This window comes from Arthrobacter sp. SLBN-53, assembly GCF_006715585.1.
Taxonomy (GTDB): Bacteria; Actinomycetota; Actinomycetes; order Mycobacteriales; family Mycobacteriaceae; genus Mycobacterium; species Mycobacterium neoaurum_A.
Genome location: NZ_VFNN01000001.1, coordinates 1,936,466 through 1,958,454, shown reverse-complemented (window position 1 = coordinate 1,958,454; position 21,989 = coordinate 1,936,466). Strand labels below are relative to the sequence as shown.

Annotated in this window: 25 protein-coding genes and 1 riboswitch; of the genes, 12 read left to right on the top strand and 13 right to left on the bottom strand. The window is 68.9% G+C overall.

What is annotated here, in order from left to right; genetic code table 11:
- Positions 1 to 39 precede the first annotated feature (39 nt).
- A complete protein-coding gene (locus tag FBY28_RS09230; RefSeq protein WP_141866112.1) occupies positions 40 to 2,313 on the bottom strand; it encodes a helicase-associated domain-containing protein in 2,274 nt (757 codons plus the stop codon).
- Between the two features lie 66 nt (positions 2,314 to 2,379).
- On the opposite strand from FBY28_RS09230, the gene FBY28_RS09225 reads away from it, so the two are divergent.
- From FBY28_RS09225 to FBY28_RS09210, 4 genes are read left to right on the top strand one after another with little or no spacing between them, the layout of a single operon-like run.
- A complete protein-coding gene (locus FBY28_RS09225) occupies positions 2,380 to 2,562 on the top strand; it encodes a hypothetical protein (RefSeq protein ID WP_216847595.1) in 183 nt (60 codons plus the stop codon).
- A gap of 2 nt (positions 2,563 to 2,564) precedes the next feature.
- Entirely contained in the window at positions 2,565 to 3,032 is a 468-nt protein-coding gene (gene moaC, locus FBY28_RS09220; protein WP_141866110.1) for a cyclic pyranopterin monophosphate synthase MoaC, read from the top strand.
- Positions 3,029 to 3,505, top strand: a complete 477-nt coding sequence (locus FBY28_RS09215; RefSeq protein WP_141866108.1) for a MogA/MoaB family molybdenum cofactor biosynthesis protein — start codon at positions 3,029 to 3,031, stop codon at positions 3,503 to 3,505. Before moaC ends, FBY28_RS09215 begins: the two co-directional genes overlap by 4 nt.
- Positions 3,495 to 3,923 carry a molybdenum cofactor biosynthesis protein MoaE gene (locus FBY28_RS09210; protein WP_141866106.1) on the top strand — a complete coding sequence of 143 codons (429 nt, stop codon included), beginning with the start codon at positions 3,495 to 3,497 and terminating at the stop codon, positions 3,921 to 3,923. Before FBY28_RS09215 ends, FBY28_RS09210 begins: the two co-directional genes overlap by 11 nt.
- Before the next feature lie 68 nt (positions 3,924 to 3,991).
- On the opposite strand, the gene FBY28_RS26400 is transcribed toward FBY28_RS09210, so the two are convergent.
- The 4 genes from FBY28_RS26400 to FBY28_RS09190 all read right to left on the bottom strand — a co-directional run bounded on the left by FBY28_RS26400 (position 3,992) and on the right by FBY28_RS09190 (position 7,537).
- Complete coding sequence (locus FBY28_RS26400; protein WP_141866104.1) at positions 3,992 to 5,392, bottom strand: transglycosylase family protein; 1,401 nt, start codon at positions 5,390 to 5,392, stop codon at positions 3,992 to 3,994.
- A gap of 9 nt (positions 5,393 to 5,401) precedes the next feature.
- A riboswitch (cyclic di-AMP (ydaO/yuaA leader) is annotated at positions 5,402 to 5,575 on the bottom strand.
- A gap of 245 nt (positions 5,576 to 5,820) precedes the next feature.
- Positions 5,821 to 6,063 carry a MoaD/ThiS family protein gene (locus FBY28_RS09200; RefSeq protein ID WP_216848048.1) on the bottom strand — a complete coding sequence of 81 codons (243 nt, stop codon included), beginning with the start codon at positions 6,061 to 6,063 and terminating at the stop codon, positions 5,821 to 5,823.
- A gap of 23 nt (positions 6,064 to 6,086) precedes the next feature.
- On the bottom strand, positions 6,087 to 7,142 hold the full coding sequence (moaA, locus tag FBY28_RS09195) for a GTP 3',8-cyclase MoaA (RefSeq protein ID WP_141866100.1): 1,056 nt from the start codon (positions 7,140 to 7,142) through the stop codon (positions 6,087 to 6,089).
- Entirely contained in the window at positions 7,139 to 7,537 is a 399-nt protein-coding gene (locus tag FBY28_RS09190) for a YccF domain-containing protein (protein WP_141866098.1), read from the bottom strand. The genes moaA and FBY28_RS09190 overlap by 4 nt, the downstream gene beginning before the upstream one ends.
- A gap of 101 nt (positions 7,538 to 7,638) precedes the next feature.
- On the opposite strand from FBY28_RS09190, the gene FBY28_RS09185 reads away from it, so the two are divergent.
- Both FBY28_RS09185 and FBY28_RS09180 read left to right on the top strand, forming a co-directional pair.
- Positions 7,639 to 8,058, top strand: a complete 420-nt coding sequence (locus tag FBY28_RS09185; protein WP_353618510.1) for a cold-shock protein — start codon at positions 7,639 to 7,641, stop codon at positions 8,056 to 8,058.
- Between the two features lie 86 nt (positions 8,059 to 8,144).
- On the top strand, positions 8,145 to 9,152 hold the full coding sequence (locus tag FBY28_RS09180) for a glutathione S-transferase family protein (protein WP_141866096.1): 1,008 nt from the start codon (positions 8,145 to 8,147) through the stop codon (positions 9,150 to 9,152).
- Here the strand turns inward: FBY28_RS09180 and FBY28_RS09175 are convergent.
- Together FBY28_RS09175 and FBY28_RS09170 are read right to left on the bottom strand one after the other, a co-directional pair.
- Positions 9,146 to 9,679 carry a DUF2771 domain-containing protein gene (locus FBY28_RS09175; protein ID WP_019510262.1) on the bottom strand — a complete coding sequence of 178 codons (534 nt, stop codon included), beginning with the start codon at positions 9,677 to 9,679 and terminating at the stop codon, positions 9,146 to 9,148. The two genes, FBY28_RS09180 and FBY28_RS09175, sit on opposite strands and share 7 nt — an antisense overlap.
- A complete protein-coding gene (locus FBY28_RS09170) occupies positions 9,676 to 11,319 on the bottom strand; it encodes an MFS transporter (RefSeq protein WP_216847594.1) in 1,644 nt (547 codons plus the stop codon). The genes FBY28_RS09175 and FBY28_RS09170 overlap by 4 nt, the downstream gene beginning before the upstream one ends.
- A gap of 87 nt (positions 11,320 to 11,406) precedes the next feature.
- Between FBY28_RS09170 and FBY28_RS09165 the strand changes: the two genes are divergently transcribed.
- Entirely contained in the window at positions 11,407 to 12,189 is a 783-nt protein-coding gene (locus FBY28_RS09165) for a DUF3027 domain-containing protein (RefSeq protein ID WP_141866094.1), read from the top strand.
- 10 nt (positions 12,190 to 12,199) lie between these two features.
- Here the strand turns inward: FBY28_RS09165 and FBY28_RS09160 are convergent, their stop codons facing one another.
- Together FBY28_RS09160 and FBY28_RS09155 are read right to left on the bottom strand one after the other, a co-directional pair.
- Entirely contained in the window at positions 12,200 to 12,655 is a 456-nt protein-coding gene (locus FBY28_RS09160; RefSeq protein ID WP_141866092.1) for an SRPBCC family protein, read from the bottom strand.
- 14 nt (positions 12,656 to 12,669) lie between these two features.
- Entirely contained in the window at positions 12,670 to 12,930 is a 261-nt protein-coding gene (locus FBY28_RS09155; protein WP_141866090.1) for a DUF2530 domain-containing protein, read from the bottom strand.
- A gap of 44 nt (positions 12,931 to 12,974) precedes the next feature.
- On the opposite strand from FBY28_RS09155, the gene FBY28_RS09150 reads away from it, so the two are divergent.
- Genes FBY28_RS09150 through FBY28_RS09140 form a run of 3 tightly spaced genes read left to right on the top strand, consistent with a single transcriptional unit; the run spans position 12,975 to position 14,524 of the window.
- Positions 12,975 to 13,409: an Rv0880 family HTH-type transcriptional regulator gene (locus FBY28_RS09150; RefSeq protein ID WP_141866088.1), complete on the top strand. Its 435-nt coding sequence runs from the start codon at positions 12,975 to 12,977 to the stop codon at positions 13,407 to 13,409.
- Positions 13,402 to 14,226, top strand: a complete 825-nt coding sequence (locus FBY28_RS09145) for a TrmH family RNA methyltransferase (protein ID WP_216847593.1) — start codon at positions 13,402 to 13,404, stop codon at positions 14,224 to 14,226. Before FBY28_RS09150 ends, FBY28_RS09145 begins: the two co-directional genes overlap by 8 nt.
- Before the next feature lie 28 nt (positions 14,227 to 14,254).
- Positions 14,255 to 14,524 (top strand): DUF2537 domain-containing protein, encoded by a 270-nt coding sequence (locus FBY28_RS09140; RefSeq protein WP_141866085.1) that lies wholly within the window; start codon positions 14,255 to 14,257, stop codon positions 14,522 to 14,524.
- Positions 14,525 to 14,532: 8 nt separating this feature from the next.
- Here FBY28_RS09140 and helR read toward each other — a convergent pair whose 3' ends face one another.
- The 3 genes from helR to FBY28_RS09125 all read right to left on the bottom strand — a co-directional run bounded on the left by helR (position 14,533) and on the right by FBY28_RS09125 (position 18,676).
- Positions 14,533 to 16,716, bottom strand: a complete 2,184-nt coding sequence (helR, locus tag FBY28_RS09135; RefSeq protein ID WP_141866083.1) for an RNA polymerase recycling motor ATPase HelR — start codon at positions 16,714 to 16,716, stop codon at positions 14,533 to 14,535.
- 42 nt (positions 16,717 to 16,758) lie between these two features.
- Positions 16,759 to 17,931, bottom strand: a complete 1,173-nt coding sequence (locus FBY28_RS09130; RefSeq protein ID WP_141866082.1) for a glycosyltransferase — start codon at positions 17,929 to 17,931, stop codon at positions 16,759 to 16,761.
- A 145-nt stretch (positions 17,932 to 18,076) separates the two neighbouring features.
- Positions 18,077 to 18,676, bottom strand: coding sequence for a TetR/AcrR family transcriptional regulator (locus tag FBY28_RS09125; protein WP_216847592.1), 600 nt, complete (start codon positions 18,674 to 18,676; stop codon positions 18,077 to 18,079).
- Between the two features lie 97 nt (positions 18,677 to 18,773).
- Here FBY28_RS09125 and FBY28_RS09120 point away from each other — a divergent pair, with 97 nt between their 5' ends.
- Both FBY28_RS09120 and FBY28_RS09115 read left to right on the top strand, forming a co-directional pair.
- Positions 18,774 to 19,451: a hypothetical protein gene (locus tag FBY28_RS09120; protein ID WP_216847591.1), complete on the top strand. Its 678-nt coding sequence runs from the start codon at positions 18,774 to 18,776 to the stop codon at positions 19,449 to 19,451.
- Between the two features lie 10 nt (positions 19,452 to 19,461).
- Positions 19,462 to 21,048: an HNH endonuclease signature motif containing protein gene (locus tag FBY28_RS09115; protein WP_141866080.1), complete on the top strand. Its 1,587-nt coding sequence runs from the start codon at positions 19,462 to 19,464 to the stop codon at positions 21,046 to 21,048.
- Positions 21,049 to 21,055: 7 nt separating this feature from the next.
- On the opposite strand, the gene sepH is transcribed toward FBY28_RS09115, so the two are convergent.
- Complete coding sequence (gene sepH / locus FBY28_RS09110; RefSeq protein WP_141866078.1) at positions 21,056 to 21,979, bottom strand: septation protein SepH; 924 nt, start codon at positions 21,977 to 21,979, stop codon at positions 21,056 to 21,058.
- Between the last annotated feature and the right edge of the window lie 10 nt (positions 21,980 to 21,989).

Genomic DNA, 21,989 nt, shown 5'->3' with positions numbered 1-21,989 from the left:
TCTGCAACGCGCTACGCGCTCGACTACTCATCCCATCCATTATCCAGAGTCGGCCGACACCACGGATGTCACGCGGTGGATCGCGAACTCCCGGACCCGTCCGGCGGCGGGATCGAACGCCGTCAACTGGCCGCCGCGGATGTTGATCGGGGCCACCACCCGCTGGGTGGCCACCCCCGCCGGATCGACGTAACCCATCACCACCGTGGTCTGCTCGACCGCCGCCTGTTGCAACAGTGCGATCAGCACCGCCGGATCCAGCCGCTCGTGCGACCGCGGCGTGGCGGCCACGCTGCGCATCACCGCGACGATTGCGCCGAGGGTCTGGTTCGTCGGCGCCGTCAGCGGCCGGAAGACCCGCCGCCGGCTCAGGGTGGGCACCCTGGCCCCCCGCGCGCGGATGTCCACCACCGCCCCGGAAGCATCCTCGGCGGCCGGGACGAACCCGCCTGCGCGCAGTGCTGCCAGCACGTCGCCGATCTGGGCCTGCGACACCGCGACGGTGGGCGCCAGGATGCGCAGCTCCAGCGGTTCGGCCGCCGGGGTCGCCACGGCCTGGGCCAAGAGCGCCGGGTCCTCACAGCGCACGAATGACGCCGCCATCCCGACCCGCAGCTGGCCGTGCCGTCGTGCCACATCATCGATGAGGTAGGTCAGACCTTGCGGGACAGGCGTTTTCGAGTGCTTCTCGAAAAACGCGTGCAACCCGCCCGCGGTACGACCGGCATCGAGGGCGCGGCGGATGGATGCCTCGCTGATGCGGTAGACCATCGCCGCCCCCGCCGACTCGACGGTCGCGACGACGTCGAGCTGTTCGGCGAGCTCGCGCAACAGCGGGCCGGGCACGACCACGGTCAGGTCGCCCTGCAGCAGGAAATGATCCAGCGGAGCGGGCAGCACCTTGTCCATCGCGGCGACGGTGGCGTCCGCGGCGTCATCGGACTGCTGGGCCAGCGTGGCCCGCGCCGGTGTCGCGATGGCGCCGCGTCCCACCAATCCGACGGCATGGGCCTCGCGCAGCAGATCGGTCACCGGGCCCAGTTGCAGGCGAGCCGCCCAACGGGGGCGCTGCCAGATCATCGCCAGTGCCGCCGACTCCGCATCGACCCCGGCGCCGGCGGGCAATCCGGCCAGCACCGTCAACAGCAGCCGGCGATCAAGGGGGGCCGCCGTCGAATACAGCGCATCGGACAGCACGCCGTAGGGCTTGCCATCGGGGCCGCGCTGGCCGACCAGGCTGGGTCGGGCCGGCAGATTCAACCAGGTCCATGCGATCAGCTGCCAGCGCGCGGCGGTCGAGATCTCGATGAATCGGTCCGCACCGACGGTCGGTGCCCAGTACGGCGAGTTGCCCGCCGCGGGCTCCGGGTCGGGGGTTCCCGGTGCGAGCAGGCCCGCCGCCGCGGACAACTCCAGGATCAGCGCCAGGCGCTGTTCGTCGATACCGGTGAGCTTGGTCAATTTCTTGACATCGCGAACGCCGAGACCGCCGCTGCGCAGCTCCGAGACCGGAGCATCGGACAGTGTCTGGATCACCAGGTCGATCTCGCGCAGCAGGTCGATGGCGGCGCCGGCGGCCACCGAATCCACCTCGGCCTGGGTGGTGGTGTGCACCGCGGGATCGGGTTTGCGCAGACCGGTCGGCCCCGGCAGGTCACCGCGCAACACCTGGCCCACCACCCTCGGCAGGATCACGGTGTCGTCGGTATCGCTGGGGATGCGGTGCAGCAGCCCCTCGGCGAGCAGTCGCTGGGCGGGCCGGTCGGCAGGCGCCCCGGGGATGGCGTCCCGGGTGCGCCCGACCGGGGAGCCCTCGACCAGCCTGGTCAGCAGCTCCCTGCTGGGTTCGTCGAGCGCGTCGATCAGTCGGCGGATTTCGTCGGCGGTCGGCGTGGGCCCGTCGGGCACGGCCTGCCCCGGGTACCAGGGCACGCCCGCGCTCGCCTCGGCGACCACGCGCAGGCTCTCGTCACCCCACACCAGCGCCCGGTCCTGCAGATCCTGGAGGGCTTCCTCCACGTCCGCGCGGTCGGCGCGCGCGCCGATGAATTCGGCGACCGCGTCCCGGGGCACCGCGGCGGCGTCGGCGTGCAACACCAACAGCGTGTCCAGGACGGCCAGGTGCAGGAAGGTCAGTGCATCCGTGGCAGCCTTCACCGACTGGCGGGCCTGCGCCCGCGCGGCCAAGGCCGCGATCGTGCTCGGCGGCGGCGCGGTGAGGTCGGGCCGCAGCTCGAGCAGCCGTACCAGGCGCTCATCGGGCAGGTCTGCCAGCCAGACGCCCAGCGGCACGCTCTTGATTCCCCGGGTCATTGCTGACCAGCGTAAAGCAGCGTCCCGGTCTCGCCACCGCGCGTAGTACCTGCCACAATGTCGGGTGTGGCAGACAAGAAGAACCAATACGTAGACAACGGCTGGCCCGAGGTTGCCGAGGGTGACCACGCGGTCAGCGAGCTCGTCAGCGACCGCACCGGATCATTGTCCCCGTTCGGTGACGTCACCTTCCCGCTGCCGGCCGAGGAACTGCCGTACGTGCACCCGGTCACCGTCGTCAACAAGTAGCGGTGAGCGGCCTTTCGCACCTCGACGAGGCCGGCGCGGCCCACATGGTCGACGTGACGGCCAAGTCCGCCACCAAGCGCATCGCCGTCGCTCGGGGCAGCGTGCGCACCCGGGCCGATGTCATCGAATTGATCGCCACGGGCGGGCTGCCCAAGGGTGATGCGCTGCCCACCGCGCGGGTCGCCGGGATCATGGCGGCCAAACGCACCAGCGATCTCATCCCGCTCTGTCATCAATTGGCGCTGACCGGCGTCGATGTCGAATTCGGCATCGAGGCAACGGAAGTGACCATCACCGCGACCGTCCGCACCACTGACCGCACCGGCGTGGAGATGGAGGCGCTCACGGCGGTCAGCATCGCGGCGCTCACCGTCTACGACATGATCAAGGCCGTCGATCCTGCCGCCCGCATCGACGACGTCCACGTGCTGCGCAAAGAGGGCGGCAAAACGGGCACCTGGACCCCATGAGGACCGCGCGGGTCATCATCGCTTCCACCCGGGCAGCTGCCGGCATCTATGCCGACCGGACCGGCCCGGTGATCGTGGACTGGCTCGGTGAGCGTGGATTCGACGTTCCCGCGCCGATCGTGGTGGCCGACGGCGACGACGTCGAGACCGCACTGCGCCGGGCCGTCGCCGAACGGGTGTCGGTCATCATCACCTCGGGCGGTACCGGTATCTCGCCGACGGACCGCACCGCCGATATCACCGCCGCCGTCGTGGATCATCAGATTCCCGGGCTTGCCGATGCGATCCGCCGCTCGGGACTGCCCGCGGTGCCGACATCGGTGCTGTCCCGCGGCGTCTGCGGGGTCAGCGGGTCGACGCTGATCGTCAACCTGCCCGGATCGTCGGGCGGGGTGAAGGACGGTCTCGGCGTCCTTGCCGATGTGCTGGAGCACGCACTCGATCAACTGGCCGGGGGTGACCATGGGCGCTGACGTCCTGCGGGTCGGACTGTCCGAGGAACCGATCTCACTGACCGAACACGAAAACCTGGTGGCGCACGCCGCAGCGGGCGCGGTGGTCGGGTTCGCCGGCGTCGTCCGCGACCACGACGGCGGGCGCCCGGTCACGCGGCTGGAGTACTCGGCGCACCCGTCGGCCCTGGAGACCCTCGCCGATGTCGTGCACGAGGTCGCGGGGGGCGCAGAGGGCGTGCGTGCCGTGGCCGTGAGTCACCGCATCGGCAATCTGAGCATCGGCGATGCCGCCCTGGTGGTGGCGGTGGCCGCCGATCATCGCGGCGCGGCATTCGCGACGTGCGCGCGGATGGTCGACATCGTCAAGGAGCGGTTGCCGGTCTGGAAGCACCAGCACTTCGGCGACGGCACCGATGAATGGGTCAATTCGGCCTAGGCTCGGCCCGACACCCAGAACCGAAGAAGCCCGCATCCTTTCGGATGCGGGCTTCTCGACGTGCTGTGTCAGGGCAGCGGCGCGGGCGGGACCGGCGTGAGGACCGGTGCGCCGGGGGCCGGCGGCGGCAGCGGAGCGCCGGGCGCGGGCGGAGCCATCGGCACCTGCGGTCCGGGGGCCTCGCCGGCCAGCGAGCGCTGCGTGGTGATCGCGAGCAGGGCGTCGCGGCCGGTGATCTGCTGCTGCTGCACCGCGTTCCAGATCTGGCGCAGGTAGCTGACGTTGGGGCCCTCGTTGGGAAGCGCAGTCGGATTGAGGGTGGTTCCCGGCGGCAGGTTCTCCGGGCTGACCAGGTGCGGCACACCCTCGGCCGGGACGGCTTGATCAGCGGAGACGGGCTGGGCGGCCGGATCCGAGGCGGGCGGTGCGACAGGCGCGCCGGGCACCGGCGCCGGGGCAGGCACGGGTGCCGGGATCACCGGGGCGGGCTCCATCGGCAGCGGGGCCTCCAGCGACCACAGCTGCGGCTGGTTGGGCGCGGACTCGGCGGTATCCCAGTTCGCGGCGTTGACGGCCGGGGCCGGCGGCAGCGGCGCATCCAGTGGCAGGGCGTCGACCGGGGCGCCGGGCAGCGGCACGGCGGGGTCCACCGGAGCCTGCGGGGCAGGAGCGGAGAGTGCGACGGCGTCCACCGGGGCCGGGGCCGGAGGCAGAGGTGCCGGTGCGGGCGGCAGGGGTGCCGGGGCGGCCAGCGGGACGGCGTCTACGGGAGCCGGTGGCAGCGGCGCAGCGGGGTCGATCGGTGCGGGCGGCAGGGGAGCCGGGGCGCCGAGGGCGACGGCGTCCACAGGTGCCGGGGCGGGAGCCGGAGCAGGTGCCGGCGGCAGGGGTGCCGGGGCGGCCAGCGGGACGGCGTCCACAGGTGCCGGGGGCAGCGGAGCGGGCGGGGGCGGCAGCGGGGCCGGCGGCAGGGGAGCGGCAAGCGCATCGACCGGGGCCGGGGGCAGGGGGGCCGGCGGAAGGGGAGCGGGCGGCGGGGGTGGCAGCTGCGGATTCACCAGCGGGTTGTCCAGCGGAGCAGGCTCGGGCAGCACGTTGCGCGGCGTCGGGCCCGACAGGCCACGACCGCAGGTGGGCCAGGCGCCCTTGCCCTGGCTGGCGAGCACCCGTTCGGCGACGGCGATCTGCTCTTCCTTGGTGGCCAGATAGGCGGCCGGGGCGAACTCGCCACCACCGTGACCGGCCCACGTGCTCGGCGAGAACTGCAAGCCACCGTGGTAGCCGTTACCGGTGTTGATCGCCCAGTTACCGCTGGACTCGCAGTTCGCGACGGTGTCCCACTCGGCGTCGGTGGCGGCGCCGGCGTGCCCGGCGAGTGCGATGCTGCCGCCGCCGATCACTGCACCCGTGAAGGCGATTTTCGCGACGCTTATTGACGATGACGTGGGCTTACGGTGCCGTCCACTCATGTAGCTAAAAGGTCCTCTCATCAGCGCCCACGAGGTCAGCTGTCGGGTTCGGGCTGGAGAGGTTGCCCGGCTCTGTCGTCGTGACCAGAGCTTCACCCCAAGGAACCTTGCGGTCCCTGGTCTGCTTGTTCGGCGGACCGGTGGGTCCCCCGCCTCCATCCAATTTGTTGGTGTGTCCCTTGGCTGATGGATGGAGCTCGGCGCAATCAGTCAAGGCGGGCCAACCGATTTGGGTCGAAAGGCTTGGCAAGACGGTAGCCCGTGAACCTTGGAGCGTCATCTCCGGCGACTCTCGGCGTTTCCCGTGCTTAAGAACTATGAGAGGACATTAAAGGCGCAGGGAGCTCGGGCGTTTCCGCAGGTGTTTTCCGGGCGCAAACCGCAGGTATACGGCTGGTGGCCGGTTCGCTATGTGACGCAAATCACGGCTATCCGCCGGCGAAAGGGGGTAACACGTCGAGCGTCTCGGACGTTGAGAGCGGGACGTTTTTATCGCGTACCGCCACTCCGTCGACCAGGTACGAGCAGCGTGCGAGCACTTTCGCCAACTCGGGCCCGCGCCCGGCCAGTTCGTCGATGACGGCGAGCACGGTGGTCCCGCCCGGTAGTCGCAACGTCTCGGTCTCGGCCCCCGCCGCCGCCCGTGCGGCCGCGAAGTACCGGACCTCTATCTCTATCTCTATCTCGCTCACAGCTAGCCCCCGATGGCGCTCATCGGTCGTGCGGGCTGGATGAAGTCGGGATCGTTGATGCCGTGTCCGGCCGCCTTCGCCCACATCGCCGACCGCCAGGCGGTCTCGATGTCGTCGTCGCCGGCGCCGTCGCGCAGCAGCCGGCGCAGGTCGGTCTCCGTCGTCGCGAACAGGCAGTTGCGGATCTGGCCGTCGGCGGTCAGCCGGGTCCGGTCACACGCCCCGCAGAACGACTCCGAGACCGAGGCGATGACGCCGACGGTCCCGGTGCCACCGTCCACCCGCCACAACTGGGCCGGTGCCGAACCCCGCGGGCCGGGGTCGGGCCGCAGGTCGAAGTGTCGGCGCAGGGTGTCAAGGACCGTCTGGCCGTCGACGGTCTTGGCGCGCGACCATTCGTGGCCGGCGTCCAGCGGCATCTGTTCGATCACCCGGAGTTGGTAGCCGTGGTCCAGGCAGAAGCGCAGCAGCGGCACCACGTCATCGAGGCCGGTGCGCGGATCCAGGACCGCATTGACCTTGACCGGTCCCAGGCCGGCGTCGGCGGCCGCCGCCAGACCTTCCAACACGTCATCGAGCCGGTCGCGACGGGTGATCTGGGCGAAATGTTCGGCGTTGACGGTGTCCAGTGAGACGTTCACCCGGTTCAGGCCGGCTTCCTTGAGTCCCTTGGCGCGCCGCTTGAGACCGAGGCCGTTTGTGGTCACGGCGATCTCGGGACGGGGATGTAATGCCGCCGCAGCGGCGATGGTGGCTTCGAGATTGCGGGACACCAGTGGCTCCCCGCCGGTGAACCGGATGCTGGTGATGCCGAGCCGCGTCACGGCGATACACAGCAGTCTGGCCAGTTCGTCGGCGCGCAGCAGCTCGTTGTCCGGCAACCAGTCCAGTCCCTCGGCGGGCATGCAGTAGGTGCAGCGCAGATTGCAGCGGTCGGTCAACGAGACGCGCAGATCGGTGGCGACGCGGCCGAAAGTGTCCACCAACGGTCCGCTGGTGGGCATGCCGGTGGTGTTCGGTCGCGTCGGCACGGGCAGCCCGAGATTGGTCACCGTCACCGCGCGACTCCGGCGAACGGTTCGTCGGTCGGCACGATCTCCTTGCCAAGCGGCATCAGCGAGACCGGGATCAGCTTGAGCGTCGCGATGGCCAGCGGGAGGCCGATGATGGTGATGGCGAAGGCGATTGCGGACAGCACATGACCGATTGCCAGCCAGATCCCGGCGACGATCAACCAGATGACGTTGCCGATCGCCGCGCCGGGCCGCACCCCGGGCTTGTCGACGACCTTGTAGCCGAACGGCCACAGGGCGTAGACGCCGATGCGGAAGGCGGCAAACCCGAACGGGATGGTGACGATCAAGATGAAGCAGATGATCCCGGCGAGGAAGTAGCCGAGTGCCAGCCAGAGCCCGCCGAAGATCAACCAGATGACGTTCAGGATCAGGCGCATGGTCTCCTCCGGGCTGTCCGCCCAGCCTACTTGTTAGGATCAACGCCATTGCGTCCTGCGCAGGCGGGACGCATTAATTGTGTGATCTACCGAGTGAACGGGTGACAGCAGTGCCGACCGGCAAGGTGAAGTGGTACGACTCCGAGAAGGGCTTCGGCTTTCTCTCCCAGGAGGAGGGCGAGGACGTCTACGTGCGCTCCTCGGCGCTGCCCTCGGGTGTCGAGGGGCTCAAGGCCGGCCAGAGGGTCGAGTTCGGCATTGCCGCCGGCCGCCGCGGCCCGCAGGCGCTGCAGGTCAAGCTGATCGATCCGCCGCCGAGCCTGTCGCGTACGCGCCGCGAGGCGGCCACCGTCGAGCGCAAGCACACCCCCGATGAGCTGCACGGCATGATCGGTGACCTGATCACGCTGCTGGAGAGCACGATCCAGCCCGAGCTGCGCAACGGAAAGTACCCCGACCGCAAGGTCGCCCGGCGGGTATCCGAGGTGGTCAAGGCAGTGGCGCGCGAGCTCGACGCCTGAGACCGTAGGCGCCGAGTGTCGGCTCGTGTTCGAGATTTCCGGTCTTTGTCGACATCTTTGCGACGTTCGGTGGGAACACTGGTGTCATGAGCTATGTGAACCCCGAGGGTGAGTTCAGCCGCGACACCAAGTACATCGACACCCGCATCACCGCCGACGGTGCCGACGGTTATCCCGTCGAGCCCGGCCGCTACCGGTTGGTGGTGGCACGGGCGTGCCCATGGGCCAACCGCGCGATCATCGTGCGCCGGCTGCTGGGCCTGGAGGACGCGATGTCCATCGGATTCTGCGGACCCACCCACGACGAGCGCAGCTGGACCTTCGACCTCGATCCCGACGGGGTCGATCCGGTGCTGGGCATCCACTACCTGCGCGATGCCTACAACAAGCGCATCCCGGACTATCCCAAGGGCGTCACGGTGCCCGCCATCGTCGACGTGCCCACCGGGCAGGTGGTCACCAACGACTTCGCCCAGATCACCTTGGACTTCTCCACCGAGTGGACGCAGTATCACCGCGACGGCGCCCCGCAGCTCTATCCCGAACCGCTGCGCGATGAGATCGACGAGGTGGCCCAGCGCATCTACACCGAGGTCAACAACGGGGTCTACCGCTGCGGATTCGCCGGATCCCAGGACGCCTACGACGCCGCCTACGACCGGCTGTTCACCGCGCTGGACTGGCTGACCGAAAGGCTCTCCGCGCAAAGGTATCTGGTCGGCGACACCATCACCGAGGCCGATGTGCGGCTGTTCACCACCCTGGCGCGGTTCGACCCCGTCTACCACGGACACTTCAAGTGCAACCGGTCAAAGCTCTCCGAGATGCCGGTGCTGTGGGCCTATGCGCGTGATCTGTTCCAGACCCCGGGCTTCGGCGACACGACCGACTTCGTGCAGATCAAGCAGCACTACTACATCGTGCACACCGACATCAACCCCACCCGGGTCGTCCCGAAGGGGCCGGAGCTGGCCGGCTGGCTGACACCGCACGGTCGGGAATCCCTGGGCGGCAGGCCATTCGGCGACGGCACGCCGCCCGGGCCCACGCGCGAGGGCGAGCGGGTACCGGCCGGGCACACCGCCGGTCAGTGACCGGGGTAGTCCGACACCGACTCCGGGTACTGCGCGGAGGGCTCCCAGACGGTGCGCACCGACCATTCGGCGTGCGGTAGCGGGAACTCGTTGCCGAACTCGTCACGTACCAGGGTCGGCAGCTGTACCACCACTCCGGTCAGCCTGCCGTACCGCGCGTCGATCGGCGGGATCGTCACCGCCGTCCTGGTATTCGGGCGGAACTCCTGCACGATCGCGGCGTCGGCGCCCTCGTAGGTGCGTGCCAGCCACCAGGGCGCCCTGGCGATCGCAGGCTCGACGGAAAGCTGCAGCGCACTACGCGAGGTGAGGGTGAGCTCGCCCGTCGTCTCCGGGTTCTCGCAATCATCGAGATTTTCCACACTGCAGTAGAAGTACGGTCCGATGCGGACGGTTTCCCCGTGTGAGTAGGCGCTGATCTGCGGGAAGGGGCTGTGCGGCTGCTTGCGCAGCTGCATCACCAACGCGACGGTGCCCGCGGTGGCCAACAGGGCGACGATGGCCAGCGCTGCCAGGCCGCGCTTCATCGGTGGGTCCGGACGGTGGGATCGGGGGAGTTCAGGATGCCGCCTTCGGTTTCGGCCAGGACGGGACGGTTGCCGCCCAATCCCGGGATGAGTGATGCGCCGTTGTAACTGACCAAGGTCTGCGCCAGGCCCAGAATCAGTATCGCGGTGACGGTCGTGAAGCCCGCCCACAGTTCGGTGTAGATGAGAACGCCGGTCGCCCCGCCGAGCACCCAGGCCAGCTGCAACACCGATTCGGAGCGGCCGAATGCGGAGGCCCGCGATTCCTCGGGCAGGTCGTCCTGCAGCGATGCGTCCAGCGATGCCTTCGCGATGGCGCTGGAGCCGGAGGTGATCAGCGTCGCCGCGGCAGCGACCAGCAGGTTGCCGGTGACCGCCGCCGCCAACGCCGCCGCCGTCACGATGATGGCCGCGCGGACCACCAGCAGGGCAGGCCTGCCGAGCTTGAGCCGCGCGGCGGTGAAGTTTCCGGCGAAGTTGCCGATGGCCGCGGCGGCGCCGATGAGGCCGAGGATGCGCAGCTGTTCCCAACCGCCGGCGCCGTGGGCCTTGGCCACGAAGGCCGGATACAGGAACAGGAACCCGACCATCACCTTGATCGTGCAGTTTCCCCAGAGGCTGGTGATGATGTTGCGGCCCAGCGGTTGCCGGGCGGCGCTGCGATCCGGGCGCCTGCGCAGCTGGTCGGTGCCGCCGTGATAGCTCAGTGTGGCGGGCACCTCACCGGTGGTGACCTCCACCCACTTCGGGATGCGCATGGCCAGGACGGCGCCGCCGACGGTCGCGGCGACGAGCACATACAGCGCGCCGGGCAGTTCGAGCATGTTGAACAGATACTCCGAGCCCGCGGCGATACCGCCGCCGATCATCGTCCCGAAGATGAGCCCGAAGGTCGTCAGCCTGGAGTTCACCCGCACCAGGTCGATCGACGGCGGCAGCACGCGCGGTGTCACCGCGCTGCGCAACACACTGAAGGACTTGGACAAGACCATCATTCCGAGCGCGCAGGGGTACAGCACCCAGGACGGGAAGCTGCCCGTCGCGCCGTCGTAGTTGGCGATCAGCACCACGACCAGCACGGTGCGGGCGACGAACGAGCACGCCAGCGCCACCCGGCGGCCGTGCTGGAGTCGGTCTAGGGCCGGGCCGATCAGGGGTGCGATCACCGCGAACGGCGCGATGGTGATCAACAGATACAGCGCGACCTTGCTCTTGCTCTCCCCGGAGGCGGCCGCGAAGAACAGGGTGTTGGCCAGCGCCACCGCCATCGCCGCGTCCACCGCGAAGTTGGCGACCACCGGCCATGTCAGCGCCGTCAGGCCGGATTTGTCGGCGCCGTCGGCGGTGGCGGCGCGGTGCACCAGGCCGTACATCCGCGATCCCATCTCACGGCTGCGCTGGGCGGCGGCGCGGGTGACGGTGATGCGCTCACCGCCGGTGGCGCTGCTGCGCGGCGGCGGATCGGTACGTCCGTGAGTGGTGGTCTGGTCGTCGAGGGGTGGCAGCCACCGGTTGGCGCTGGGTGTCTGCTGCCTGCGTTGCCGAGGTAGGTCGGCGTCGCTGGGATAGTTGGCCATGCCCGGGTGCTCGTCGGCCGACGGCGGCCGCGGCGGGTGGTAGCGGGGATCCCGGGAAGACACGTGCTCGATTGTCCCTCAAGACCTGCGCACCCGTGTGCAGGCCACCGGTGTGGCTCCGACGGGTCGGGTCAGGCAATATGGACGCCGATGGACAGCATGACCGAAGCCGAGAACTCCGCCCCGGACACCGAGGTGTCGCCCGAGCGAGCGCCCGCCCTGGAAGCCTTGCTGATGGGCGCCGTCGGGCCTGCGCGCGAAGCGATCGAGGAGGTCAGCGGGCCCGACTCGATCGGTGAGTACCTCGGCGCGGTGTTCGACGACCAGTCGGCGGCAACCCATCGCTTCCTGGCCGTGCAACCGGGCTATCAGGGTTGGCAGTGGGCCGTGGTGGTCGCCGCCTACCCCGGCGCCGAGCACGTGACGATCAGCGAGGTCGTGTTGGTCCCGGGCCCGACGGCCCTGCTGGCGCCGCAATGGGTGCCCTGGGACGAACGGGTCCAACCCGGTGATCTGAGTCCCGGTGACCTGTTGGCCACCCCGCCCGATGATCCCCGGTTGGTCCCCGGCTACCTGTCCAGCGGCGACCCCGAACTCGACGAGCTGGCCGGCGAGATCGGCCTGGGCCGGCGCCGTGTGCTGAGCCTGGAGGGCCGCCTCGACGCGGCGGAACGTTGGCACGAAGGCGAATTCGGCCCGGCATCGGCGATGGCGCGGGCCACCAAGCGGGTGTGCCGCGACTGTGGTTTCTACGTGCAGTTGTCCGGGTCGTTGGGCACCCTGTTCGGGGTCTGCTGCAACGAGCTGTCCGCCGACGGCCGCGTGGTCGAGAGCACGTACGGCTGCGGCGCGCATTCGGACACCCCGGTCCCCGCCGGGTCCGGCTCGCCGCTGTACGTGCCGTTCGACGACGGCGTCCTCGACCTGACCTGAGCCGGGGCGCTCAGCCGCGTTCGGCGGCGGCCTTGATGCGAGCGAGCGTCTGATTCATGCCGTCGACCAACTCCGCTTCGAAGCTGGGCACACCGCCCATCATGGCGTTGACCAGTACCGTCGACACCTTCTTGACGCCGTTGGGCGCGCGGCGGCTCTCGGTGACCCTGGTGCCGCCGTCGATGGGCTCCAACTCGTAGCTCCATTCGGTCCCGTTCAGGTCCACCCGGAATGCCAGCTTGCGCTCGGGCTCGATCGCGGTGATGGTGCTCGTCGTCGGCCATGCCTGCAGGCCTCGCCGGTTGACGTTGACCGTCTTGGCGCCGACCCGCATGCCGCCGAGCAACTTCATCTTGCGCGTCTGCGGGCTCCATTCGGGCATCCGGCTCAGATCCGATATCAGTGCCCACACCTTTGCCGGCGGCGCGTCGATATCGATCTGGGCTTGTAGCAGCGGGGCTCCCATGTGTGTGCTCCTTGTCAGGTGAGGCCCTGTTGCGCGCCGCGGTCCCCACGACGGGCCGAGCGCCGTTGCAACAGGAAGATCGACGTACCCAGAATGCCGACCCCGAGGCCGGCCACCGTGATCGGCCGCCAGTCGTGCAGGGCAGGGACGGTGAAAGCGAGCAACACCGCGACGAGCCAGCCGATCGCGATCACCACGATCACCGGGACCGGGTCGAGCAACCGCGCCGGGAGGGCGGGGGGTTGCGGTGCGGTGGCGGGGCTGTAGTCGGGCATCGGTTGACAACCTAGCCGATGCCCGCTGGGTATTGTTCGGACCTGTGACAGACGACGTCGACGCCCGGCTGCCGAGCGATCTGTCGTTGGCCGTGATCCGGTTGGCGCGCCAACTACGGTTCCGCCGGCCGGATTCTCCGGTGTCGTTGTCGCAGCTCTCCGCGTTGGCGACGCTGGCCAAGGAGGGTCCGATCACCCCGGGTACGTTGGCCGCTCGTGAGCGGGTCCGGCCGCCGTCGATGACCAGGGTGATCGCGTCCCTTGTCGATCTCGGGTTCGTGGACCGCATCGCACATCCGGATGACCGGCGTCAGGTGCTGGTGTCGGTGTCGCAGGCCGGTATGGAGCTGATCGAAGCCGAACGCCGGGCCAGCCGGGAATGGCTACAGCAGCGGCTCGACGAGCTGACCGCCGATGAGCGCGCCACCCTGTTGGCGGCCGCCGACCTGATGCTCGCCATCGTCGACGAGGGTGCCTGAGCTGGCCGACATCATCGACATCGCGGACCCGGCCGACCCTCGCCTTGACGATTTCCGCGATCTGAACAGTGTGGACCGCCGCCCGGACCTGCCCAGCGGCAAGGGCCTCGTGATCGCCGAGGGTGTGCTGGTGGTGCAGCGCATGATCGCCTCGAGGTTCCGGCCGAGGGCGATGTTGGGCACCGATCGGCGCCTCGGTGAACTGGCAACCGACCTGGACGGTGTGGACGTGCCGTTCTACCGCGCCGACGCCGAGGTGATGGCCGAGGTCATCGGCTTTCACCTCAACCGCGGTGTGCTGGCCGCGGCGCCAAGGCCTGCCGAACTGACCGTCGAGCAGGTGCTCGACGGTGCCAGCACAGTCGCGGTCCTGGAGGGTGTCAACGATCACGAGAACCTCGGTTCGATCTTCCGTAATGCCGCCGGCCTGGGCGTGGACGCGGTGATCTTCGGCACTGGCTGCGCCGACCCGCTGTACCGGCGCGCGGTGCGGGTGTCGATGGGACATGCCCTACTGGTGCCCTACGCATGGGCGCCGGCCTGGCCCGCGGAGCTGGAAACGCTGCGCGACAACGGGTTCCGGGTGCTGGCGATGACGCCGAACCCGGCCGCCCCGACCCTGGCCTCGGCAATGGCGGAACTCGGTGACGCGAAGATCGCGATGATGGTCGGGGCCGAGGGGCCGGGGCTGAAGGAACACACGATGCGGGCCGCTGATGTCAGGGTGCGTATCCCGATGTCACGGGGTACCGACTCGCTCAACGTGGCCACCGCCGCGGCGCTGGCGTTCTATGAGCGCGCTAGGTTGCAGTCATGAGCGACGCTTGCGGAGCGAATCGATGGGTATGAGCGAGACGACCCCCTGGGGTACCGGGCTGACCGTGGCGGCGTTCGTCGCCGGTGTGGTCGGCACGGCCATCGTGGTGCTCGGTCTGGGTCTGCTGCGCATCCACCCGTTGCTGGCTCTGGGTCTCAACCTGGTGGCCGTCGGCGGGCTTGCCCCGACCGTCTGGGGATGGCGCCGGATTCCGGTGCGGCGCTGGTTTGTTCTCGGCTCCGCGGTCGGGGTCTCCGTGGGGTGGGTTGTGCTGTTGGCGATCGCCCTGTCCCAGTAGCGAATCCGTCAGGCCAACATCTGCAGCGCGGGCGGCAACGGCCCCAGATGCAGCACCCCGAGCCGCTGGGTGGCCCTGGTGAGCGCCACGTAGAGTTCGGCCGCACCGCGTGGTCCGTCGGCCAGAATTCGCTCGGGTGCCACCACCAGAACGGCATCGAATTCCAGTCCCTTGGTGTGCGCGGCGGTCACCGTGCCGGGCATGCCGGGCGGGCCGATCACCACGCTGGTGCCCTCCCGCGTCGCCTCGTCTTCTGTGAAAGCCGCTATCGCCGCGGCAATTTCATCCTCGGGCACCTGCTTGGCCCACGGTTGGACGCCGCACGAGCGCACCGACTCGGGGGGTTGCACGGTCGGCGCGAACTCGGCGAGCACCGCGGCGGCGACGGCCATGATCTCGGCAGGGGTGCGGTAGTTGACCGTCAACGGCCGGTACACCCAGCGGTCCGCCGCGTAGGGCTTGAGCATGTCGGCCCACGAGGTGGCCCCCGCCGCGCTGCGGCGCTGAGCCAGGTCGCCGACGATTGTGAACGACCGACTCGGGCAGCGGCGCATCAGCACCCGCCAGTCCATCTCGGAAAGCTCTTGCGCCTCATCGACCACGACGTGCCGGTAGGTCCACTCGCGGTCGGCTGCGGCCCGTTCGGCGAGATCGCGGGTGTCGCGTTCGGTGAACCGGTCGGCCAGTTCCTCGGCGTCGATCAGGTCCGCTGCGATCAGGTGGTCCTCGTCGTCCATCAGGTCCTCGCGGGCCACCATCAGGTCCAGCACACCGGCGGCATAGGCCTGCTCCTCCTGGCGTTCCCGTTCGGCGGCCTTGTCGACCTTGATACCGCCCAGCAGGTCAACCAGTTCATCGAGCAGCGGCACATCGGCGACCGTCCACGCGGCACCGTCGGCGCGGTAGAGCGCATGGTCGGCACCGGCGGCGGTGAGCCGCTGCGGGGACTCGTAGAGGCCGGACAGCAGTGCCTGCGGGGTCAGCTCGGGCCACAACTGGTTCAACGCCCTGGCCAGACCCTCATGGTCGTCGAGTTCGTCGAGCAGCTCGGAGCGCAGATGCTCCCAGGCCTGCTTGTCCTCGCGGCTCAGCCAGCCCTTGCCGATCCGCGCGATCGCGCGCTCGGTGAGGACCCATGTGATGACGTCGACGAACGTGGTGCGGGCATCGTTGTGCGGTAGCCCCGTCTCGCGCGCCTCCTGGATGGCCCACTCCGCGGTCTCGGCGTTGATGGCCACGGTGACATCGGCCAGCTTGATCTCCAGTGGCTCCTCGGGGGTGCGTTGCCGGTCGGCGATCGCGGCTTTGAGGATGTCCAGCATTCCCAGCGAACCCTTGATACGGGCGGCCTCGGGACTGTCCTCGGCGGTGGTGCGGATACCGGGGAACAGCTCTCCGGTGGTCAGGAACACCACGTTGGTCTCGCCGAGGGAGGGCAGCACCCGACCGACATGGTTGAGGAACGCCGGGCTCGGACCGATGACCAGGACGCCGTGGCGCTCCATCCGTTCCCGTTGGGTGTAGAGCAGGTAGGCGACGCGGTGGAGCGCGACGACGGTCTTGCCGGTGCCCGGCCCGCCCTCGATGACCAAGACGCCGGCATGATCCAGCCGGATGATCTCGTCCTGCTCGGCCTGGATGGTGGCGACGATGTCGCTCATGCCCTCGGCGCGCGGTGCGTTGACCGCGGCCAGCAGCGCGGCATCGCTGGATGCTTCCAGTGCGCCGTCGGCCCCGGGCCTGCCAAGCACTTCGTCGGTGAAGTCGAGCACGTCGCGTCCCCTGGTGTGGAACTGGCGACGCCGTCGCATGCCCTCGGGGTTGGCGGCGGTCGCAACGTAGAAGGCGCGGGCCGCGGGTGCGCGCCAGTCCAACAGCAGCGGTTCGTAGTCGTTCTGGTTGTCGAACAATCCGATACGGCCGATGTAGGACCGCTCACCCTCGACGCTCTCCAGTTGGCCGAAGCACAGCCCGCTGTCGGCCACGTCGAGGCGGCTGACCTCACCGGCCAGCGCGCGCACGTCGGCGTCACGCTGCACCAGCGTCGCACCGTCCTGCTTGTCGATATCGCCCCGCAGTGCGGCGCGGTAGCGCTCGTCGGCGCGTGCGCGCTCGTTGTCCAGGCGTGTGTAGAGAGCGGCGACGTACTCGCGCTCGGCGAGCAGTTCCGCTTCGTAATCGTGGGAAGTCATGTGCCCCTTGTTAATTCGAATAGTCGGCCCCGGTGGTCTCTGTCATGCGTCGAGCAGCATCGCCGCGGCGGTGCTTGCCCCGTCGGTGGCGATGGTGGGGGCGAGGGCGCTCGCGCGGGTGCGTATCTCGGGCTGCAGGACCAGCCTAAGCGCTTCGGCGAGTGTGTTCACCGTCGGCGCAGGTCCGTCGTGGGCGACGCCGATACCGAGCGCGGCGACGCGACGGGCGAAGTACGGTTGGTCGACGATCTGCGGCACCACCACCTGCGGGACACCGGCCGCCGCGGCCGTGGTGGTGGTCCCCGCCCCGCCGTGATGGATGACGGCGGCCATGCGCGGGAACAGGGCCTGCTGGTTGACCTCGCCGAGCACGAAGCAGTCCTCGGCGGTGCTCGTCAGGCCCGCCCAGCCGCTACCGAGCACGATGCGGTGGCCATGGCTGCGGATGGCCTCGATGGCTGTGCGGGCGGCATCCTGGGGCGCGGTGACGCTGCCGAATCCGGCATAGACCGGTGGCGGGCCCGCAGTCAGGAAGTCGTCGAGGTCGGCCGGCAGCGGGCGCCGGTCCGCGGTGATCCAGGCGCCGGTTTGGATCGGGGTGATGTTCGGCGCCGGTGGCCATGGACTGATCACCGGGTCGACGGCCAACCACGGGCTGTCGGTGAACGTGTGGTCGCGGACGTCGGTGACGGGATCGAGGCCGGCTCTCGCGCGGTGCTCGTTGAGTGCCGGTCCGTAGAGGGCCTGGACCTTCTCGGCATCCAGTTCCCACAGTCGTGCGCTATCGGTCAGGCCCGCCGGGAACGGCTTACCCGGCCGCGGCAACGGACGGTGATGCGGTGAGGGCAGCACGTGCGGGGTCAACACGGCGCAGACGTACGGAATTCCGGCCAGCTCGGCCACCGAGCGCATGCCTGCCGGCATCAGGCCGGTCCCGACGATGGCGTCGCACCGCTGCGCGGTCTGCAGCGTGCCGAACTGGGTGGCGACCAGTTCGGTGGCGAGGGCCGGGGCGTCTTTGTGGGTGGCCTTGCGGACGTGCACCAATTCGTGCACCGACGGGCCGGTGGGCACATGCTCCATGCCGTTGGCGGCGAGCAGATCCGCGAAGTCCGGCGGTGCGCAGAAGACGGCCTCGGCCCCCCGGTCGCGCAGCGCGATGGCCAACGCAAGCAGCGGTTCGATATCCCCCCGCGATCCGAATGTGTAGAGCAAAACTCGCACTGTTCCCCCTGAATCTCGTTCGAGGACAGTGATTCTGCGGCATACCCCGGGCCTTGCCGCAAGCCCGGGGGTGCGCTATAAAGTGAGAGTGGGAAGGCGTGATGCCTTCCCTTTTTTGATGTGATGTGGATTAGCGTTACAGCTCGGCAGCGAGTTTCCCCAGTGCGACACTGCCTGTTCGTAATTTCTCGGCGACAGCAATGGGGTCGGCATCCCGCAACTCGAGGATGTTCGACGTGAGCGCCAGGGTCGCAAATCCATGTGACATAGACCATCCGGCGAGAGCCAGAGCAGACACCTCCTCTTCGCCGGCTTGTTCGCCGAGGCTGGCGCGCGCGGTGCCATGCAGCACTTCGAACGCCGCCCCCTTTGCGTCCAACAGACTGGGATCGTCGCCGCGGTACAGGTATGGGCGAAACATCACTTCGAAGTAGCCGGGATGGGTAAGCGCGAAAGTGACGTACGCCTGGCCGCCGCGGAGGAAGTCGTCGACTCCATTCGCAGATGACCGGAGCATGTCTGCCTGCAGGCGGAATCCTTCCGTAGCCACGGCGGTGAACACACCTGTCTTGTCTCCGAAGCGGTAGGCGATCGCTGCGTGCGAGACGCCTGCGCGCCGAGCGATGCGACGCATGCTCACCCCGGCGACGCCGGCTGTCTGTACTTCTTCCACCGCGCCGTCGATCACTGCACGTTCGAGATCGCCGTGGTGGTAGGGCCGCGAGGTGTTTGCCATGGGCACGTACCCTACCGGCGAACTGACCATTGATAAGTTCGCGTCGAGGGAGCATAGTCTCGGCAGGTGGCTATCTTACCAACGGTAAAATTCCGAGATGGGGTGGACAATGACGGGTTGGAACGCGCCGCGTTTAGCGCACTGGGCGGGGGTCGTCGGGTTCGCCTTTCCGGCACTAACACTCACGACGTACCCGATCTGGATGTTTCCTGGGACACAGATTGCCGGGGACCAGTTGGCGCGATGGTTGGCTGACAACCACGGTCGATTGACGTTGACGATGCTGCTCAACACCGTGGGCGTTACGACATGGCTGGTTTTCGGTGCCGCCCTCTACGCGGTCCTTCGGGACAGGCTGCCCGAGCGGTCGCTATTGCCGACGTGCTTCGCGGTGAGCTTCGGCGGATGCGTCGTCCTATTGCTGAGTGGATTCACGGCATTCAACCTGCTGTTGTACCGGAATCGCAGCGGCGAGATGTCGATCATGCTGTACGACTTGACCTTCGGCCTGCTCGCGATGTCGGGCATGCCAACCGTTGTAGCCCTTGGCTCGTATGCGGCCGCTGTGTATGCGTACCGTGTAATGCCGCGTTACACGGCCCATCTTGCATTGGCTGGTGCCGTGATTCACCCCCTTCTGCTGGCGACGTTCATCGTTCGGGAGGGACCGCTTTCGCTCGAGGGTGTTTCCATCACTGCGATGCCGGCCCTCTTGTTCGCCTGGATTCTCGGCACCGCAACTGCGATGCCCCGTCGTGTCACACCCCCTCGGTAATATCGCAAGTATGTTCGAACGGTGGGAACTGTCGGAGCTGAGCGATGAGGCGCTCATCGACGCAGTTGCGGCCGCCACCCGGGAGGAGTCCGCCGCCGCCGCTCGCCGGCTGGCCTTCATCGCCGAGGCCACCTCGCGCTGGTGCGATGACGAGGACGACGCTTCGGCACTGAAGTTGATCGACGGCTGGGCCCAAGCCAAAGCCCAGATCGGCGCGGCGTGCAACCTGGGGCCGCATGCCGCGAACACGCAGATGCGTATCGGAGTCGCCCTGCGCGAACGGCTCCCGCGGACCGCCGCCGTGTTCGGTACCGGGGCGATATCGGCCAAGGTGATCAACGCGATCACCTGGCGTACTCACCTGGTCACTGACCCTGGCGCGTTGGCCTCGATCGATGCCGGCATCGCCGAGAATGCCCACGGGTTCGGCATGTTGTCAGAGAACGCGCTGACCGCGGCCGTCGACTTCTGGGTCCACAAGTACGATCCGCTGGCGGTCATCCGGTCGAAGGCTGCGGCCAAGGACCGCTACCTCGAATTCGGTGACCGCGATGACCCCGACGGTGTCGTGTCCTTCTGGGGCCGGATGCGCACCACGGACGCGAAGATCACCGACGCTCGCGCCGATGAGTTGGCCGACGGTGTCTGCGCCCACGATCCCCGCACGAAACGGGAGCGCCGCGTCGACGCCATCGCCGCGCTGGCAGCCGGCGCCGACCAACTCACCTGCCTGTGCGGTGACAGCAGTTGCGTGGGTTCGGGCAAAGACCCGCGCTCCAGCGCCGTCAACATCTACGTGCTCATCGGTCAGAATCCGGACGCCGGTGACGGTGCCGAGCCCGCGACGGGCCCTGGGCCGAAGGGCGGACCAGGGTCGGGGCCGGTGGAACCCGATGGCGGGCCGGGCGACGCATCCGGTGAGGGTCAGTCAGCTGAGAAGCCGGCCGCGGCTGCGGAACCCGCGCCCCCGGCCGCACCTGCCGCGCAGTACACCCCGCCCGGCGCCGGAGCGGGCATCTCCCTGGACGGCGCCATCATCCCCGCCCACCTACTCACCGAACTCATCAACACCGGAGCGAAAGTCCGGCCCCTGACTAACGTGGCCGGGTTGGGCTCCGAAACCCGATACCGTCCGTCGGCCAAGCTCTCGGCATACGTCCGTATGACGGCCATGACCTGTGCCTTCCCCGGCTGCGGGCGCCCCGCGCACAAAGCTGACATCGACCACCTCACCCCGTGGCCCGCCGGCGCCACTCACCCCGGCAACCTGCGCCCGTACTGCCGCGAGCACCACCTCGTCAAGACACTGAACACCGGCTGGACCCCCACCGCCCACCCCGACGGATCGACCACCTGGACGGCACCCACCGGCCATGCGTACACCACCAGGCCGTTGGCCGCAATTCTGTTTCCTCACAACACCATTCGCGCCGACGTACCGAGAACACGACGCATCAGCCTCGTCGACCAGCACGACCGCGAACCTATCCTGCCCACGCGACAGCGCACCCGAAAACAGGACCGTGAATACCGCGTCAATGCCGAACGGGCTCGCAACGCGTTACAGATCGCGCTCGACGGCGACCCGCCGTTCTAGCGAAAGCTCAGCGCTGGGTCCCGGACCGCACGCCCAGCAGCACGTCTTCCCACGCAGGGACGGACGGCTTCGCCTTGCGGGTACGACGCGGCTTGGGGGCCGCGGGCTCGGGCTCGGCCGCCGCGACGGTGTCCTCGGAAGTCTGCGCCACCGCGGGCTCGGGCTGCGCCACCGGCGGGGCAGTCGGCGCCGCAACGGGAGGAAGTGGAGCGGGCGGGGCGACCGGCGGCGCGACGGCGGCCGGCGCGGGCACCGGCGGCGTGACAGGTCCCGGCACCGGTGCGGCAGCGGGGGACTCGAAGTCCAGCTGCGCGACTGCGGCCACCGGCCGCAACGGGCGGGGTGCGAAGTTCGGATCGATCAGCTCGGAGGCGCTGTCGTCGAAGGCCACCACGGTGCCCCCGTGTGATCCGGGAGTGAAGCGGAAATGTGCCTGCAGGTCCGACCTGCCTGCTTTCCAAGACAGCTGAACGGTCCAGCGGCCGTCCTCGTTGCGCCAGGCATCCCAGTTCGTCGCGTTCGGATCCAGGCCCCGGTTGATCATCGCGGTGGTGACGGTCTCCAGCAGGGTCAGTACCGACGGTCCGTCGGCCAGCACCGGATGTGCGGCGGTGGCGAGCTCGGCCGCGCGCGCCCGCTCCAGCAGGACCGGGTTGGCGAAGCGGCGGATCCGGTCGATGTCCTCACCGGCGATCGCGGCGACCTGCTCCACGGATGCACCCGCGCGGATCCTGGACTGGATCTCTTTGGGTCGCAAGCCTTGGGTCACCTCGACCTCGATCTCGGTTTGATTTGAGGTCGCCTTGTCGCCGCGCACGGCAGCGCGCAGGCGATTGTCGACACGGATGGCGAAGTTGTCACCGGAGTCGGGAGCCTCGCAGATGATTCGTTTGCCGTCCACATCGAGTCCGACGACCTTGAGTTCCCGCATAGTGACCTCC

Bases quoted from the DNA above. Each gene is read 5' to 3' on its own strand.
- FBY28_RS09120 (WP_216847591.1), top strand. From the start codon at position 18,774: ATGGGGTGGACAATGACGGGTTGGAACGCGCCGCGTTTAGCGCACTGG.
- FBY28_RS26400 (WP_141866104.1), bottom strand. From the start codon at position 5,392: ATGAGTGGACGGCACCGTAAGCCCACGTCATCGTCAATAAGCGTCGCG.
- FBY28_RS09215 (WP_141866108.1), top strand. From the start codon at position 3,029: ATGAGGACCGCGCGGGTCATCATCGCTTCCACCCGGGCAGCTGCCGGC.
- FBY28_RS09160 (WP_141866092.1), bottom strand. From the start codon at position 12,655: ATGGGAGCCCCGCTGCTACAAGCCCAGATCGATATCGACGCGCCGCCG.
- FBY28_RS09180 (WP_141866096.1), top strand. From the start codon at position 8,145: ATGAGCTATGTGAACCCCGAGGGTGAGTTCAGCCGCGACACCAAGTAC.
- helR (WP_141866083.1), bottom strand. From the start codon at position 16,716: ATGACTTCCCACGATTACGAAGCGGAACTGCTCGCCGAGCGCGAGTAC.
- FBY28_RS09175 (WP_019510262.1), bottom strand. From the start codon at position 9,679: ATGAAGCGCGGCCTGGCAGCGCTGGCCATCGTCGCCCTGTTGGCCACC.
- FBY28_RS09125 (WP_216847592.1), bottom strand. From the start codon at position 18,676: ATGGCAAACACCTCGCGGCCCTACCACCACGGCGATCTCGAACGTGCA.
- FBY28_RS09165 (WP_141866094.1), top strand. From the start codon at position 11,407: ATGGACAGCATGACCGAAGCCGAGAACTCCGCCCCGGACACCGAGGTG.
- FBY28_RS09210 (WP_141866106.1), top strand. From the start codon at position 3,495: ATGGGCGCTGACGTCCTGCGGGTCGGACTGTCCGAGGAACCGATCTCA.
- FBY28_RS09230 (WP_141866112.1), bottom strand. From the start codon at position 2,313: ATGACCCGGGGAATCAAGAGCGTGCCGCTGGGCGTCTGGCTGGCAGAC.
- FBY28_RS09115 (WP_141866080.1), top strand. From the start codon at position 19,462: ATGTTCGAACGGTGGGAACTGTCGGAGCTGAGCGATGAGGCGCTCATC.
- FBY28_RS09190 (WP_141866098.1), bottom strand. From the start codon at position 7,537: ATGCGCCTGATCCTGAACGTCATCTGGTTGATCTTCGGCGGGCTCTGG.
- FBY28_RS09155 (WP_141866090.1), bottom strand. From the start codon at position 12,930: ATGCCCGACTACAGCCCCGCCACCGCACCGCAACCCCCCGCCCTCCCG.
- FBY28_RS09140 (WP_141866085.1), top strand. From the start codon at position 14,255: ATGAGCGAGACGACCCCCTGGGGTACCGGGCTGACCGTGGCGGCGTTC.
- sepH (WP_141866078.1), bottom strand. From the start codon at position 21,979: ATGCGGGAACTCAAGGTCGTCGGACTCGATGTGGACGGCAAACGAATC.